At 39.1% G+C, this 17702-nt stretch carries 13 protein-coding genes; all 13 read left to right on the forward strand.

Annotation, left to right across the window (positions count from 1 at the left end; all coding sequences use genetic code 11):
• Positions 1 to 11 precede the first annotated feature (11 nt).
• The 13 genes from aroK to MKL51_RS13850 all read left to right on the forward strand — a co-directional run bounded on the left by aroK (position 12) and on the right by MKL51_RS13850 (position 17668).
• The gene (gene aroK / locus MKL51_RS13790; RefSeq protein WP_002116987.1) at positions 12 to 581 is read left to right on the forward strand and encodes a shikimate kinase AroK; all 570 of its coding nucleotides are present in this window, start codon (positions 12 to 14) and stop codon (positions 579 to 581) included.
• A gap of 28 nt (positions 582 to 609) precedes the next feature.
• Positions 610 to 1692 (forward strand): 3-dehydroquinate synthase, encoded by a 1083-nt coding sequence (gene aroB / locus MKL51_RS13795; protein WP_017481728.1) that lies wholly within the window; start codon positions 610 to 612, stop codon positions 1690 to 1692.
• 16 nt (positions 1693 to 1708) lie between these two features.
• Positions 1709 to 2578: a hypothetical protein gene (locus MKL51_RS13800; RefSeq protein WP_017481727.1), complete on the forward strand. Its 870-nt coding sequence runs from the start codon at positions 1709 to 1711 to the stop codon at positions 2576 to 2578.
• A 461-nt stretch (positions 2579 to 3039) separates the two neighbouring features.
• Positions 3040 to 7515 carry a glutamate synthase large subunit gene (gene gltB, locus MKL51_RS13805; RefSeq protein ID WP_171063698.1) on the forward strand — a complete coding sequence of 1492 codons (4476 nt, stop codon included), beginning with the start codon at positions 3040 to 3042 and terminating at the stop codon, positions 7513 to 7515.
• Between the two features lie 69 nt (positions 7516 to 7584).
• The gene (locus MKL51_RS13810; protein ID WP_017481725.1) at positions 7585 to 9006 is read left to right on the forward strand and encodes an FAD-dependent oxidoreductase; all 1422 of its coding nucleotides are present in this window, start codon (positions 7585 to 7587) and stop codon (positions 9004 to 9006) included.
• 173 nt (positions 9007 to 9179) lie between these two features.
• On the forward strand, positions 9180 to 10067 hold the full coding sequence (locus tag MKL51_RS13815; protein ID WP_270904336.1) for a metal-dependent hydrolase: 888 nt from the start codon (positions 9180 to 9182) through the stop codon (positions 10065 to 10067).
• 130 nt (positions 10068 to 10197) lie between these two features.
• Complete coding sequence (locus MKL51_RS13820) at positions 10198 to 10788, forward strand: LemA family protein (RefSeq protein ID WP_002117090.1); 591 nt, start codon at positions 10198 to 10200, stop codon at positions 10786 to 10788.
• A gap of 24 nt (positions 10789 to 10812) precedes the next feature.
• A complete protein-coding gene (locus MKL51_RS13825) occupies positions 10813 to 11895 on the forward strand; it encodes a TPM domain-containing protein (RefSeq protein ID WP_017481724.1) in 1083 nt (360 codons plus the stop codon).
• Entirely contained in the window at positions 11889 to 12449 is a 561-nt protein-coding gene (locus MKL51_RS13830) for a TPM domain-containing protein (RefSeq protein ID WP_017481723.1), read from the forward strand. Before MKL51_RS13825 ends, MKL51_RS13830 begins: the two co-directional genes overlap by 7 nt.
• A 348-nt stretch (positions 12450 to 12797) precedes the next feature.
• Complete coding sequence (locus MKL51_RS13835; RefSeq protein ID WP_004789794.1) at positions 12798 to 13235, forward strand: pilin; 438 nt, start codon at positions 12798 to 12800, stop codon at positions 13233 to 13235.
• Between the two features lie 57 nt (positions 13236 to 13292).
• The gene (locus MKL51_RS13840; RefSeq protein ID WP_017481722.1) at positions 13293 to 14606 is read left to right on the forward strand and encodes an O-antigen ligase family protein; all 1314 of its coding nucleotides are present in this window, start codon (positions 13293 to 13295) and stop codon (positions 14604 to 14606) included.
• Positions 14607 to 14711: 105 nt separating this feature from the next.
• Positions 14712 to 16340 (forward strand): PglL family O-oligosaccharyltransferase, encoded by a 1629-nt coding sequence (locus MKL51_RS13845; RefSeq protein ID WP_017481721.1) that lies wholly within the window; start codon positions 14712 to 14714, stop codon positions 16338 to 16340.
• Between the two features lie 119 nt (positions 16341 to 16459).
• Positions 16460 to 17668, forward strand: coding sequence for an IS256-like element ISAba26 family transposase (locus MKL51_RS13850; protein WP_000343018.1), 1209 nt, complete (start codon positions 16460 to 16462; stop codon positions 17666 to 17668).
• Positions 17669 to 17702 lie beyond the last annotated feature (34 nt).

Consider the following 17702-nt stretch of genomic DNA (forward strand, 5'->3'; position numbering starts at 1 on the left):
TATATTTTTTAATGAAAGCAATTGAAATAGGTGGCGCCTTGCCAAGCAAAGCGTTTGAAACCCTGCCAAATATTTATTTGGTAGGGCCCATGGGGGCAGGAAAAACAACCGTTGGACGTCATTTAGCCGAACTATTAGGGCGTGAATTTTTAGATAGTGATCATGAAATTGAACGCAAAACAGGTGCCACTATTCCCTGGATTTTTGAGAAAGAAGGGGAGTTTGGATTTCGTACTCGTGAAACAGTAGTGTTAAATGAGTTGACTTCCCGTAAAGCCTTAGTGTTGGCGACAGGTGGAGGTGCGATTACTCAAGCACCCAATCGCGAATTTCTAAAGCAACGTGGTATTGTTGTTTATCTTTACACTCCTGTAGAACTACAATTACAACGCACTTACCGCGATAAAAATAGACCTCTATTACAAGTTGAAAACCCTGAACAAAAATTACGTGATTTGTTAAAAATACGTGATCCTTTATATCGTGAAGTTGCGCATTACACGATTGAAACCAATCAGGGTGCTGCTCGTGATCTTGCTCAAAAGATTTTGCAACTTATTTTGTCCAACCCGCTAAAATAGCCAAACTTACTTGTGGTTTTATAAACTCATGCAAACTTTACATGTTGAATTAGGCGAACGCCGTTATCCTATTTTTATTGGCAGTCAACTTGATCCTAAGCAGTTGCTTGAGCCTTATATTCATGGTCAACAGGTCATGATCGTGAGTAACGAAACGGTCGCTCCTTTATATTTATCTCACTATCAAGAAGCTTTAAAAAGTTTGGGTAAAACTGTAGCGACTTGTATTTTGCCAGATGGTGAGAAATATAAAGATATTCAACATCTAAATTTAATTTTTGATGCTTTGCTTGAAGCTGGTTTTAATCGTGATTGTACGGTTTTAGCTTTGGGTGGTGGTGTTATTGGGGATATGGCTGGTTTTGCGTCAGCATGTTTCCAACGTGGTGTTTATTTTATTCAGGTTCCGACTACTCTTCTTTCACAAGTAGACTCAAGTGTGGGTGGTAAAACGGGTATTAATCATCCTCTTGGTAAGAACATGTTGGGCGCATTTCAGCAACCTCAAGTTGTTTTGGCTGATATGGCTCAACTCGATACTTTACCAGATCGAGAGTTATCTGCCGGATTATCAGAAGTCATTAAATATGCCTTGTTGGGTGACGCTGATTTTCTTGTTTGGTTAGAGCAGAATATGGATGGGTTAATTGGGCGAGATGCTGAACTTTTAGCAGAAGCTGTCTATCGTTCATGTGCCCATAAAGCGCGAATTGTTGCTAACGATGAAAAAGAGCAAGGCGAACGAGCTTTACTCAACTTAGGGCATACTTTCGGTCATGCGATTGAATCTTACCTTGGCTATGGCAGTTGGTTGCATGGTGAAGCAGTAGCGACAGGCATGGTAATGGCTGCTGATTTATCACAACGCTTAGGTTGGATTTCAAGCGATGATGTAGAGCGTACAAAAAAAATTATTCAACGCGCTAATTTGCCGATATCATGTCCAAAAATTCCATTGGATGAATTCCTTGGATATATGGCGCATGATAAAAAAGTTCTCAATGGTCAATTACGTTTAGTGCTGTTAAAACAACTTGGACAAGCAGTAATTACTAAAGACTTTGATGTTGAACTCATGAAACAAGCTATTTTGGCAAATCAACACGGATAATAAATTAAGGTAACACATGACTGTATCACGTACACTTTGGCAGAATGTTCAACAATATATCTGGTTGGTGGGTGGTATCGTCTGCTTGTTGCTCGCTTTTATTTTTTGGGTAATGACCGATAGTAAAAAGCTGGTTGAAGTTGAAAAATCAGCTGATTCAGATGCCCCAGTGCAAATTCAGCCAGAGAAGGTAGCAACAACGGCTAATTTAGGGGCTTTAGCTGATGAAGTTAGACCTCTTGATTTAACAACCCGTACGGTTGCTTCTGGTCAGCATGAGGCAGAGTTCCGCGGTACAAAATTTATTAATGAAAACAAGAAACAATGGACGCTTGAGCTTTTCCGTGCGTCTGATGAAGATATTATTAAAAACTTTTTAAAAAATCGTCCAGAACGAAATAAATTTATCTACTTCCGTTTAAGCGGAGATAAGCAATCTGAACAATATGTTTTGACATATGGTGTATTTAAACGTTCTGAAGATGCAATTCAGCAGTTAACCCAACTTAATCTTGATTTACCTGAATCAATTAAACCCCAACCGCAACAATTTTCGACCTATGCGCCATTAGTCAATGATTTAGGGGCGGATGAAATGAAGGGTGGTATTAGCCAAACTTATGAAGTGCGGTTACGTCCCGCTGCCCTCCCTAAAATTGATGAGTCCTTACTCATAGGAGGAGGTGTGGCTACTCAACCTAAAGTGGCGGCTCCAGCAACAAACTCTACAACTCGTACAACGATTATTCGTCGAGATGCTGAGGGGAATGTTGTGGATGTACATCAGTCTAATTCGGCAGTTGATGTGGCTAAAAAGGCTCAACAGAATCGTACAACAGAACCTTTAGTAAAAAATGCAACAAATGAGGGCACAAGAGGTAATTAATTATAAGGATGTATCGCACAAATATGGTGCAATAATGCTAGGTATATATATTTTTTGATCACCTGTGGTGCATATTTAGTCATTTATTAAAATGATAACGCGAATAAAATCGATCTATTTTCAACAATTATAAATACTTAATTGCAAAAAATAACATTGGCATAGTTTTTGCTTTATTCTTGTGCTTATTAATGTGCTGTAAACTATTTTAGCGCTCTAAAGAGTAAATTCTATGCAGAGTCGAGGGGTCGAACTGCTTTAAAAGAGTGCGAAATAAGTCAAAACATTTTTCTAGCAAAAACCAGTGTACGTAAAAATGGAACAGCGTATATTGGCTTATCAGCCCAAAAATTTTTTTTGTGAAACATTGAGCTAACTGTCGTCCGTAGGCACTATCGCAAAAAGAAGTTGTTTGTTTGACGCTCGAAAGAGCCTTATTGAAAGAAGGGTACGCTATGCACATGCCATCGCCTAATACTGTAGCTCCCGCTCAAGGTTTATATCAACCTGATGAGTTTAAGGATAACTGTGGTTTTGGACTGATTGCCCATATGAAGGGTGAATCAAGTCATCATCTAGTTGAAACCGCGATTCACAGTTTAAGTTGCATGACGCACCGTGGTGGTATTGCCGCAGATGGCAAGACGGGAGATGGTTGCGGCTTATTATTGGCGATGCCAAAGCAATTTTTCCGTGATGAAGCAAAAAAACTGAGTGATATTACACTGAGTGAAATTTTTGCTGTGGGTACTGTATTTTTAAATACTGATCCGGCATTAGCGCAACATTCTAAAAATATTTTAACGAAAGAAATCGAGTCAGATGGCCTACGTGTACTGGCTTGGCGTGTTGTCCCTACAAATAACGATGCATTAGGTGAAATTGCGCTTCAATCTTTACCAGCTTTTGAACAGGTCATTGTGAACTGTCCAATGGGCGTGACTGAAGTCGAATTTAACCGTAAATTATTCTTGGCACGTCGTCGTGCAGAACAACAATTACAAAATGATCCGTCATTCTATGTGACTACGCTTTGTTCGACAGTAATCAGCTATAAAGGCTTGATGATGCCTGCTGCAATTGCTGAGTTCTATACAGACTTAGCTGATGAGCGTTTAAAATCACATATCGTGGTATTCCACCAACGCTTCTCTACTAATACATTGCCGCGTTGGCCGTTGGCTCAACCATTCCGTTACCTTGCTCATAATGGTGAAATCAACACAATTACAGCAAACCGTAACTGGGCGCTGGCGCGTACTCCTAAATTTGAAAACCCGTTATTACCAGGTCTTACTGAGCTTAACCCAATCGTTAACCGTACGGGTTCGGACTCTTCAAGCTTAGATAACATGCTTGAGATCTTAGTAGGTGGTGGTATGGATTTATTCCGTGCCTTACGTATGCTCGTACCACCAGCTTGGCAAAACGTAGAAACTTTAGATGCAGACTTACGCGCATTCTATGAGTTCAACTCTAAACATATGGAAGCTTGGGATGGCCCAGCTGGTCTTGTTATTCAAGATGGCCGTCATGCGATTTGTATGCTTGACCGTAACGGTTTGCGTCCTGCGCGTTGGGTAATTACCAAAAATGATTACATTACCTTGGCATCTGAAATTGGTGTTTGGGGTTATGAGCCTGAAGATGTAGTTTCTAAAGGCCGTGTAGGTCCTGGCCAAATTTTGGTAGTTGATACCTTAACAGGCAAAGTACTTGATACTAAAGATGTTAGTACACATTTGAAAAACATGCGTCCGTACCGTGAGTGGTTGCGTGATCATGCGATTCGTTTAAATGCAAACCCAGAACTTGAAGAGCAATTAGTCGATAAAGGCTTAACTGGCGATGCTTTAAAAGCGGCTCAAAAAATGTTTATGGTGACATTTGAAGAGCGCGACCAGTTGTTACGTCCAATTGCTGAAAGTGGACAAGAAGCTGTTGGTTCTATGGGTGATGATACGCCAATGGCTGTATTGTCTCGTCAAGTACGCCACGTAACAGATTACTTCCGTCAACAGTTCGCTCAAGTTACGAACCCGCCAATTGACCCGCTACGTGAGTCAATTGTAATGTCGCTTGAAACCTGTTTAGGTCGTGAGCAGAATGTATTTGAACAAGGCCCTGAGCATGCTGACCGTATCATCATCTCTAGCCCTGTATTGTCAAATTCAAAAATGCAGCAAATCCGTAGCATTGAGCGTCCAGGTTATGAAGCGGTTGATATCAATTTAAACTATGCCGAAGAAGAAGGCTTGCAAGCGGCGATCACGCGTATCTGTGAAGAAGCGGCACAAGCAGTTCGTGATGGCAAAACTTTAATTGTTTTAACAGACAAAAATATCCGTCAAGGTTTACTGCCAGCAAACGCAGCACTTGCAACAGGTGCGGTACATCATTACCTCATCAAAACTGGCCTGCGTACTGATGCAAACATCATGGTTGAAACTGGTTTTGCACGTGATCCGCACCAATTTGCGGTATTACTAGGTTTCGGTGCAACCGCTGTTTACCCATACCTTGCATATGACGTGATCAATGATTTGATCGCTAAAGGTGAGCTTTTAGGTGACCCAATTCATGCGCAAGCAAACTTCCGTAAAGGTATTGAGAAAGGCTTATTAAAAGTTCTTTCAAAAATGGGTATCTCTACAGTTGCTTCTTATCGTGGCGGTCAGCTATTTGAAGCAGTAGGTTTATCATCAGAAGTGGTAGATCAATGTTTCTTAGGTGTTCCAAGCCGTATTCAGGGCGCAACATTTGCTGACCTTGAAAAAGACCAGAAAAAATTAGCAGCGACAGCTTGGTCAAATCGTAAGCCAATTGATCAAGGTGGATTACTTAAATTCGTATTTGATAAAGAGTACCATGCGTTCAACCCAGATGTAATTAATGCATTACACAAAGCCGTTCGCTCTGGTAAATATGAAGACTTTAAAGAATATGCTGAGCTGGTGAATAACCGCCCAGTAGCGACAATCCGTGACTTATTTAAGTTAAAAACAACGAATTCAATTCCAGTTGAGCAAGTTGAATCAGTTGAAGATATCTTGCCTCGCTTTGACTCGGCAGGTATGTCTTTAGGTGCTCTTTCTCCAGAAGCACACGAAGCAATCGCAATCGCGATGAACACGATCGGTGGTCGTTCAAACTCTGGTGAAGGCGGTGAAGATCCTGTTCGTTACGGAACAATTCGTAACTCAAAAATCAAACAGATCGCATCTGGTCGTTTTGGTGTAACTCCTGCATACCTAACTTCTGCTGAAGTATTGCAAATTAAAGTTGCTCAGGGTGCAAAACCAGGTGAGGGCGGGCAGTTACCAGGTGGTAAAGTAAATGGTTTAATTGCACGTTTACGTTACTCGGTACCGGGTGTAACGTTAATTTCACCTCCACCACATCATGACATTTACTCAATCGAAGATTTGTCTCAGTTAATTTTTGACTTGAAGCAAGTTAACCCGAAAGCAATGGTATCTGTGAAATTGGTATCTGAGCCGGGTGTAGGAACAATTGCAGCAGGTGTTGCTAAAGCATATGCAGACTTCATTACCATTTCTGGTTATGACGGTGGTACAGCGGCATCTCCACTTTCTTCAATTCACCATGCGGGTTCTCCATGGGAATTAGGTTTGAGTGAGGCGCATCAAGCTCTTCGTGTAAATGACTTACGTGGCAAAGTACGTGTACAAACTGATGGTGGTTTAAAAACTGGTCTTGATGTAATCAAGGCAGCAATTTTAGGTGCTGAAAGTTTCGGCTTTGGTTCAACACCAATGATCGCTCTAGGTTGTAAATACCTCCGTATTTGTCACTTAAATAACTGTGCAACCGGCGTTGCAACTCAACAAGATCATTTACGTCAAGAGCACTACATTGGCGAGCCAGAAATGCTCATCAACTTCTTCCACTTTATTGCGGAAGAAACTCGTGAATGGTTGGCTGCATTAGGTGTTTCTTCATTGAAAGACTTAATTGGTCGTGTTGATTTGCTTGAAGTATTGCCGGGTGAAACTGAAAAACATGCTCACCTTGATTTAAGCGCTCTGTTAACTTCTCATCCTTCTGCCGAAGGTAAAGCGCAATACTGTCAAGTAGAAGGTAATGCACCATTCGATAAAGGTATATTGGCTGAGAGAATGGTCGCTGAAATGCTTCCTGCAATTGAGTCAAGCGCTGGTGGTCAGTTCAACTTCAACGTCGTGAACTGTGACCGTTCGATCGGTGCTCGTGTTTCGGGTGAAATTGCTCGTCGCTACGGTAACTTGGGTATGGAAGCACATCCAGTTGTAATGAACTTAACTGGTACAGCTGGTCAGTCGCTTGGTGTTTGGAATGCTGGTGGTTTACACATCCGTCTTGAAGGTGATGCAAACGACTACGTAGGTAAAGGTATGGCGGGTGGTCGTATTTCGATTTTCCCACCACAAGGTTCACCTTTCCAAACACAAAACACAGCAATTATTGGTAATACCTGTTTGTATGGTGCAACTGGCGGTAAGCTTTTTGCAGCAGGTACAGCGGGTGAGCGTTTTGCAGTTCGTAACTCTGGCGCATTTGCTGTAATCGAAGGTGCGGGTGATCACTGCTGTGAATATATGACAGGTGGTGTTGTGACTGTACTTGGTAAAGTAGGCCATAACTTTGGTGCGGGCATGACTGGTGGTTTTGCTTATGTACTTGACCTCGATAATGACTTCGTAGATTACTACAACCATGAATTGATTGATTTAAATCGTATCTCAACAGAATCTATGGAAGATCATAAAGAGTTCTTGTTGCGTATTATCGATGAGCATATCAAAGAAACTGGTAGTGCTTGGGCTTATAAAATCCGCAATGAGTTCGATTTCTACAGCCGTAAATTCTGGCTTGTGAAACCAAAAGCTGCTAACTTGCAAACGCTTTTGAAAACAACACAAGCTGACCCACAATAATTCCACGACTGCAAAGACATAGGCAGGTGCGGGCAACAAGGAAATCCGCGCCTACCCACGGAGAGAGACATGGCAGAACGCCTAAATAATGACTTTCAATTTCTGGATGTACCACGCCAAGATCCAGAGAAAAAAGATATTACTGTCCGCAAAGCAGAATTTGTGGAAATTTATAAGCCTTTTACATCGGAAACTGTCACTAATCAGACTCACCGTTGTTTAGGTTGTGGTAACCCATATTGTGAATGGAAATGTCCTGTACATAACTACATTCCAAATTGGTTAAAACTGATCGCTGAAGGCCAAATTTTCCAAGCTGCTGAGCTTTGTCATCAAACGAACACATTGCCTGAGGTATGTGGTCGCGTATGCCCACAAGACCGTTTGTGTGAAGGTGCTTGTACCTTAAATGATGGTTTTGGTGCAGTAACCATTGGTAATGCTGAGAAATATATCAATGACACAGCTTTTGCTTTAGGCTGGCGTCCAGATATGTCAGGCGTAAAATGGACTGACAAAAAAGTTGCAATTATTGGTGCGGGTCCTGCTGGTTTAGGCTGTGCGGATATTCTAGCTCGCGGTGGTGTTAAATCAGTTGTATTTGATAAGCGTCCTGAAATTGGTGGCTTACTTACATTCGGTATTCCAGAATTTAAAATGGAAAAGGATGTCATGAAACGCCGTCGTGAAATTTTCACGGGTATGGGCATCGAATTCCGTTTGAATACTGAAATTGGTAAAGACATCACGATTGATGAATTACTTGCAGAATATGATGCGGTATTCATGGGTATGGGAACTTATACCTACATGAAAGGTGGTTTCCCAGGTGAAGATCTTGATGGTGTTTATGATGCACTTGATTTCTTAATCTCTAACGTGAATCGTTGCCAAGGTTGGGAAAAAGATCCAAGTGAATACATTAGCCTAGATGGTAAAAAAGTTATTGTTCTTGGTGGTGGTGATACCGCTATGGACTGTAACCGTACTTCTTTACGCCAAGGTGCTCACGATGTAACTTGTGCATACCGCCGTGATGAAAGCAACATGCCAGGTTCTGCGCGTGAAGTAAAAAATGCCTACGAAGAGGGTGTGAAATTCCTATTCAATCGTCAACCAGTCGAAATTGTTGGTGAAAATGGCAAAGTGACAGGCGTAAAAGTGGTAACGACACAAATGGGTGAACCAGATAGTCGTGGCCGTCGTAGCCCTGAGCCAATCCCTGGTTCTGAAGAAGTATTACCAGCTGATGCGGTTTTACTTGCTTTCGGTTTCCGCCCAAGCCCAGCAGACTGGTTTGGTAATGTGAATATCAATCTTGATGGTTCAGGCCGTGTTGTCGCAGCTGAAAAGCAAGAATTCAAATTCCAAACATCAAACCCGAAAATCTTTGCTGGTGGTGATATGGTACGTGGCTCAGACCTTGTCGTGACTGCTATTTGGGAAGGTCGTCAAGCTGCTGAAGGCATTTTGGATTATCTTGGTGTTTAATAAAGACATTTGTTAAATGACTAAAAAAAGCCTACTTCAAGTAGGCTTTTTTATTGTCTACCATTAGTCACTTTGATGTTTTTGGCAAATATAATAAGCTTTTTTGCCCTTTTTAGCGTTTAAAGCTCGCGACATACTCGAAACTTCCTTCTTCAATACAGTAGGTGTTGAATATGAACATCGCAGGTATGACGGCAGAAAAATCATATTTAAATCGTCGAAAAGCGTTGGGTATTACAGTGCGTCGTCTTGAATTTAATCCAAAGGCGATTAAGCGGCACTATTTTGCAAATTCACCCGTCATGTCGCATTTTTTAACTGCACTCTCATCAACGTTTCCGGTGGGTGAGCAATTTTTTGTAAATAGCGTACGTAATGTACGTGATAAAGTCTCAGATCCTCAGCTACAAGCGCAAATTGCAGCGTTTATTGGACAAGAGGCCATGCATTCCAAAGCACATGGTGAGTTTAATGAAGCTTGGCGACGTGATGATTATAATCTGGACAGTTTTCAAAATTGGCTAAATGAGCGCGATAAATATTTAAGAACAATTCCACCTAAGCTGCAATTGGCACTCACCTGTGCATTTGAACATTTCACTGCTTTACTTGGGGGATATGTTTTACAACATCCAGAGTTATTAAAAACGCTAGATGAAGATGCGCTAAAACTTTGGGTATGGCATGCGATTGAAGAAATTGAACATCGTTCGGTTGCATTTGATGTTTATCAACATGTATATGGTGATGATCGTATCCGTCGTTTACTCATGCGTAGCGTCACAACAGGATTTGCGAGTCTCGCTTTTTATGGGACAACTCGTTTATTTTGGCAAGATAAATGGAATAGCTTACCTAAAATCGGGGGTAATTTATTTGGATTATATTTACTGATGAAGATGCTTGTTCAGTTAATGCCAGAATACTTCGCATATTACAAAAAAGATTTCCATCCGAGCCAAAAAGATTATGGCAGGATGGTTAATTATTGGAAAAGTTCTTTAGCAGAAGAATATCAAATGGCAAGTTTTGAACAAGAAAAAGATCAGCGATCGAGCTAATAGATAACCGGATTTAAAAGTCCGGTTTTTTAAAATCAATAAAATAAAAGCAACACAATAATGCCTAATTCATCATACAATCAGGTAAAGAGGTTAAAAATATAAAGAAAAACTTGAGGATAATGTGACGATGAAAACGTTGAAACAATTTGCGATCGCAACAACACTTGCCAGTACCTTACTGTTTTCGGGATGTGGCTATAACACTCTACAAGTAAAAGATGAGGCTGTAACAGCAGCGTGGTCTGAAGTGCAAAACCAATATCAACGTCGTTCAGATTTGGTACCAAATCTTGTGAACGTAGTTAAGGGTTATGCTAAGCACGAAGAGCAAGTATTAACTGAAGTGACACAGGCACGTTCTAATGTGGCAGGTTTAAAAGTTGATAAAGAAGTTTTAGAAGACCCAGCTTTACTTGAAAAATATCAACAGGCTCAAAGTCAATTAACAGGGGCGTTATCTCGACTCATTGCTGTTTCGGAAAATTACCCAGATTTGAAAGCCAATACTCAATTCCAAGAACTACAAGTTCAGCTTGAAGGTACTGAAAACCGTATTGCTGTTGCGCGTAATCGTTATATTACAACAGTACAAGACTATAACTCATATGTGCGTCAGTTCCCTCAGGCAGTAACAGCAAAAGTAATTGGTATGCATCCAAAAGCCAATTTCTCTGCAGAAGCATCTGCACAACAGGCTCCAAAAGTTTCTTTTGATTAATTTTATAAATCAAAGGAGTGCCGTATGAGAAATACTCTATTACTTCAATCAAAGCAAATTAAGGTCTTTATCTCGACCTTAATTTTGCTCTGTTGTGGTGTTCTTTTTCAGAATACGGCATGGAGTGAAACTAATATTGCAACTGCTACCGATGAGGCTGATGCAATAGTTGCTGGCAAAATTATTCAAAAGCAACAAACTCAAGCTGCTGCAACTAAACTAGAGGGGCAAGCTGCTTCAAGTCCTGCTCCTCAAGTCCAAGTTGCGAATGATATGGCTGATGGTGAATCAATTCGTGGTTTGCCAACTTTAAACCAGCCTGTGATTGATCAAGCCAATATCTTAAGCGAGGCTGAGAAGGAGCAACTTAATCAAAAAATTCTAAGTTTATATCAACAAGGCAAAGCGCAGATTGGTATTGTGATTGTTCCCACAACTGGTCAAGAAGATATCTTTGATTATGCGTTACGTATTGGTGAAAAGTGGCAATTGGGATCATCTAAACGTGATAATGGATTACTCATTGCAGTCGCTGTAAATGACCGCCGTATACAAATACTAACTGGTTATGGCCTAGAAGGTGTGTTGCCAGATATTGTGGCAAGTCGGATCATTCGAAACCAAATTACACCTTATTTTAAACAAGCCCAATATGCACAAGGTTTGAGTGCAGGTATCGATGAAATTGGAAGAATTTTAAATCTTGACCCAGAAGTAGCACAGCAAGCTGCTCAAGATTTAAAAGAACGTCAGCATCAAGCTGCAGAAGAACAGCAAGCCAAGCAGACAACGCTGACAATGGCTTTATTTATTCTTGTTGCTGGAATTGTGGGTTCATTTATTGTCGGTCGTCCGCTTAGTGCATCTACAGCTGGTGTTGCTGCTGCAGTAGCAGGATTCGTAAATGGAGCAGGGCTAGTCACTAGCTTACTACTTGGTTTTGGTATTTTCTTTTTACTCATTACATCAATTGCCCAATTTATTTTACAGGCCATTCTGAGTGGTTCTGGTGGCGGTGGACGTGGAGGAGGCTTCGGCGGAGGTGGCGGAGGCTATGGTGGCGGCGGAGGCCGTTTTGGCGGTGGAGGTGCTTCAGGCTCATGGTAACAACATCAGAAACAACACAAATTATTACTCAACCAAAAATTGAAGAATCTGTAGAGCCAAGTCTAAAACGTTGGTTTAAACATCTATGTTATTTACCTGCTAGTAGTCGTTATTTTTCAAAACAAGATAAGCAAGCTATCGCAGATGCTGTACAGCAGGCAGAACATGGCCATGTTGGAGAAATACAGGTTGTAATTGAAGGCCATATTCCATGTTCACAAGCTTATAGACAAAACACGCGTTTAAGAGCACAGCAATTATTTGCAGAGCTAGGCGTTTGGGATACTGCATTAAATAGCGGCGTATTGTTATACCTAAATTTATGTGAACGAACGGTAGAAATTATATTTGATCGTGGCATTCGAAATGCGACTAACGATCAAGTCTGGCAACAGATTTGTGAAGTAATATTACAAAAGCTTAAGCAAAAAGAATATCAGCAAGCTGTAGTGATGGGCGTACAACAAATTGGAGAGGTGATGTCACGGTTTTATGACGAAAACATGCCCGATCAATCCAATGAATTAGGCAATGCTCCGATTATTCTTAATTAGCTCGTTTTTTGATATTCTTATATTAGCTAATTTTCATAATTTTACTTTTAAAGGTGACTGACAAAAAATGTCACCTATTTATTTATTTTTAATGAGATTTTTATCACAATAAAGAATTAAAAAATTGAAATAAGTGATGAGCTATTTTTTATTAGTGACATATTACCAATAAAGTTTGAGTGACAATTTTTGTCAATTATTTACACCGATTTAATATTTAAGAATAGTTAAATTTAATATAAGTATTTGTTTTTTAATTAAAATAAAAGTTGGCATGGATGCTGCAATATAGTTGATAGCTGAAAAAGCTTATATAAAAACATACATACAATCTTTGGGGAAAAGGCTATGAATGCACAAAAAGGTTTTACATTAATTGAGCTTATGATCGTGGTTGCCATTATTGGTATTTTGGCAGCAATTGCGATTCCTGCATATCAAAACTATATTGCTAAGTCTCAAGTAGGAACAGGTTTAACCGATATTACAGCTGGTAAAACTAATACAGAAACTAAATTAGCAGAAGGTTTAGCAGCTAATTTATCTGCAGCATCTGACGTAGGACTACAAAGCTCGAGTAATGCTTGTTCTTCTATTTCAGTATCTGTTGCTACTACTGGATTGACAACAATTGAATGTACATTGCAAGGTACTTCACAAATCAACGGTAAGAAAATTTCTTGGGAACGAACAGCTGATAGTGCTACAGCAGGCACTACGGGTACATGGCGTTGTAAAACTGATGTTGCAACAAATTTACGTCCTAAATCATGTGGTGCTTCGTAATAAATAGCTAAAAAAAGAGAGGTTGCTACCTCTCTTTTTTTATTGAAGAAAATAAATATGTTGAAAAAAAATATAATGTTCCTACTAATAGGAATTTATCTCATTACAGCATTATTAGGTTATCAAATTGGTTGGTCAGTTTTCCAATATGATGAACTTCGTTTATTACAGTTTCCATTGGCACTATTTGCTTTGTTAATTTTGATTTTTACAAAAAAAATAGAATATTCAATTTCCACTCAAATTACTTTTTTTCTGATTGGTTTATTAATTGCTATACAGATAACAACTTATAGCATTTTTCAGTTTCAAGAACTTTGGTCTGCGATAGCATTACTATTTATATTTTCTGCTTTGCCATATGATTTAAAGAATGTAAAAAATATAGAACATGGCTTAGCATTGATCGTTGTTTCAGCATTTATTCCATGTTTATTTATTTGCATCTCTATCGCTAATTTTATTTTATATAAACAATGGTTTGATTGGCAATTTAACTCTGGCACGATCCGAATTTATGACAGTATTATCGTGCCTATATTCTTTTTTCTAATTTTTTTGAAAAATAAAAAGTATCCATATATTCATTACTTTTATCCATTTGCTAGTTTCTTTTTTGCTCTAGCATGGTTTTTTGATGGAGCTAGATCCGCTTTACTTGCTGTAGCGACAGGATTGTTAGTTTTCGTTATCTACTCTCGAGAAAATCGAAAGCTCATTTTGCAAAGCTGTATTTACATTTTTTTTGCTTTTGTAGTTTATAAAACTACGATTTATTTCGCTGATAAAAATACCATGACCGTAATGAGAGTGGGGACATCCATGCGTGCAGAGATGTGGAGTTTTGTTTTTGAGCAATGGAAAGAAAAGCCATGGTCTGGAGTTGGGGGGGGATATCTCTCAGAAATCCAATATAAATATGGACATCACATACATAATTTATATTTAAGGTTAATTTTTGAATGGGGAATAGTTGGGTGTATTTTTTTAGTTTGGATGATATATCAAGTTGTTAAGTTGTTTCGAGATAAGGATGCTTTACCTATTACGAAAGCTGGCTTAATTGCAATTTTAGTTGATGCGATGTTCTCAGGAAGTATGGTTTATCCCGCTTCACAAATAGCCTGTATATTATTTTTAGCATTTGCTTTTTCTCAGTCGGAGCAGTCTAAAGAATATTTGAAATATCCTTATAGAGCTACAAAACTACTAATTGCTTTATGGGGAGCTTTATTTTTATACATTACGATTATGTACTTAGGACAAGATTTAACTTGCTGGGGGTGTACGAGTTATGTCGGACGGATGGCACCAAATTTTTGGGAGTATGGTAGTACACAGCACTTGATACCAGCTTCACACATTCCTTAATTTTTTATACTAAATTTTATTAAGGTCTTTTCATTTAGACTTCATACATTCTTTTTTAGACTTCCATGTATAATTCTCACAAGTTTTGGTCTCTAGCCTCTCACTATGCAAGTATTCTTTCTGTTCTTCGCTGCAATCCTGTTGGGTTTTGCATGGTTGTCTCCATTTCACTACAGCCCGTGGGTCATGTTCTCAAGTGAAGTCAGTACTTTTGGGGCTGGGCTATGTGTATTAATTGCTTTACTTCAACAAAATATTAAAATTCCTAGAGCACAGATATTGTTGCTACCATTTACTTTAATTCCTATTGTGCAGTGGGGCTTTGGTTTAGTTTTTGATTTAAGTACGGCTTTATTAAGTACATTTTACTTATTAGGTTTTTGGTTTATGGTCTTGGCTGGCTACAACCTATCTTTAGATCAAAAAAAGAGAGATCAAATTTTTTCAGGTTTTAGCTTATTAGTAATTATTACATCGCTATTAACTAGTCTTATAGCAATTTTTCAATGGTTGAATATTGAATCACATTTAATTTATACCCTTCATCTGATTGGTAACCGTCCTTACGGAAATTTTGGTCAACCCAACAACATGGCAACATTCCTAATTATTGGGTTATTAGGATGTTTGTATCTATATGAAAAAAATAAGGCAACCGTCTGGTTACTCCTGCCTTCAGCCCTCATTATTCTGTTTACGATCGCCTTGAGTCAGTCACGAACATCATGGATCGTTTTTCCATTCTTATTCATCTATTGGATAGTTAAACAATTTGGGAAACAAAAAAGATTTGGAGTTTTTCAAGGTTTTTTGTGGTGCGTCGGTTTTTTCGTAATGGCTGGTGTAATTCTACCATTTGCTACTAATTTAATTGAAGCATGGTCAAGTACTGATGTAACCGAAGCAAGTGGTTTGGTTGAAAGAGCAAGCTCTGGGTATTTGCGTTTTAATATCTGGTCACAAATGTTGCTTGCTGTACAGCAGCACCCTTGGTTAGGTTATGGTTGGAATCAAACCAGTGTGGCACAAATGACAGTTTACCATGCTTTCCCAACAGGAGAGTGGACTACCAGTGCACATAATGTACTGCTTGATTTAATTATCTGGAATGGTATTCCCTTGGGTACTGTAATCATTACCTACTTTGCTTGCTGGTTTATTTGGTTAAATCAACAGGCTAAAAATACCATCTCGATTATAGCGATTATGATGGTCTGTACAGTGCTTATTCATGCCATGTTAGAGTTTCCACAGCGCTATGCTTATTTCTTACTTACTTGTGGATTCCTACTGGGTATTGTGCAAGCACAAACTACTGTACTTAAGGGAATTATCCTCAACAAACATCTTTTTCGCTTATCATGGGTTGTAAGTTTATTGCTTATTATTGCAATTCTACGTGATTACAATGTCTATGTTCTGAATAGTAATTTGCTTTTTAATAATAAGCGTCCAAACGCTGAATTTATGGGAAGTGGTAAAATTTTTGTTTTAACACAGTTTGAGCAGCGTTTAAGTTGGATAGAACTTAATCCCCAAAATATTTTATCTGAAGGTGATTTGGTTGAATGGGAAAATTTTATAAAGAATAAGCCTACTCCATATAACTTACGTAAATACGCAAAATTGCTCGCTTACAACGGGAAAGTAGAACAGGCACAGCAGCAAATATTTATTTTGCAACATCTTTATAAGCAAAAAATAACGCTATCGGAATTACTAAAAGAGAAGTAATAAAAAATCCCCTTAAGTATAAGGGGATTTTTTTATGAGAAATTGGGACTGTTCTAAATTTTGTGTAAGTACTTAATTTTCATTTATCCTTCAGAGGATAATTACAAAAGGTACTTCACATGGATGAAGCAACAATCAAAAGTATGGCTGCCGAATTGGCTAAAGGTCTAAAAACACCAGAAGACTTAAACCAAATGACAGCAGTCTTTAAAAAATTCATGATTGAAACTGCACTCAATACTGAACTTTCAGACCATCTCGGTTATGAAAAGCATCAGCCCAAGAAAGGCTCAAATAGCCGTAATGGGTTTAGTTCTAAAACCATTACAACTCAAGATGGACAACTGGCTTTAGATATTCCCCGTGATCGAGAAGGTTCATTTGAGCCACAAATTATCAAAAAGCACCAAACACGCATCACCAGTATGGATGACCAAATCCTCTCACTGTATGCAAAAGGAATGACTAATAGGGAAATTGTAGCCTTCTTCAAAGAAATGTACGATGCCGATGTGTCAGCATCTCTCATCAGCAAAGTTACCGATGCTGTGATTGAGCAAGTGACTGAGTGGCAAAATAGAGCCTTAGATAGCCTTTATCCTGTTGTCTATCTTGACTGTATTGTTGTCAAAGTCCGTCAGCACTCCAATGTGATTAACAAGTCCGTATACCTTGCTTTAGGCATCAATATGGATGGGCAAAAAGAATTACTGGGTATGTGGATTGCTCAGACAGAAGGTGCCAAATTCTGGCTGTCAGTCATGACAGAGCTAAAAAATCGAGGAGTACAGGACATTCTTGTTGCCTGTGTAGATGGATTAAAAGGCTTCCCTGACGCGATAGCCTCTGTTTACCCTCATACTGATATTCAACTGTGTATCGTGCATGTTGTACGCAATAGCCTGAGATTTGTAAGCTGGAAAGACTACAAAGCTGTTACGTCGGGTCTGAAAGCGATTTATCAGGCAAGTACAGAGGAAAATGCTTTAAAATCCCTAGACATCTTCTGTGATCAATGGAATCACCAGTATCCCAAAATTGGAGAATCCTGGCGGGCCAATTGGGAAAATATCCGAACGATCTTTAGCTATCCAGCCGAAATACGTCATGCAATTTATACAACAAATGCGATTGAGTCGTTGAATAGCGTAATACGCCATTCAACGAAGAAAAGGAAAATCTTTTCATCTGATGACTCAGTAAAGAAGGTCATTTACTTAGCAACATCAAATGCTGCGAAGAAATGGACGATGCCAATTCAAAATTGGCGTTTAGCAATGAATTGGTTTACGATTCAGTTCGATGATCGATTAAAAGATCATTTATAAAAAATGGAACTTACACAAAATAATTTACAGGCTC

This window comes from Acinetobacter sp. AOR18_HL (assembly GCF_027855145.1).
GTDB classification, from domain to species: Bacteria; Pseudomonadota; Gammaproteobacteria; order Pseudomonadales; family Moraxellaceae; genus Acinetobacter; species Acinetobacter pittii.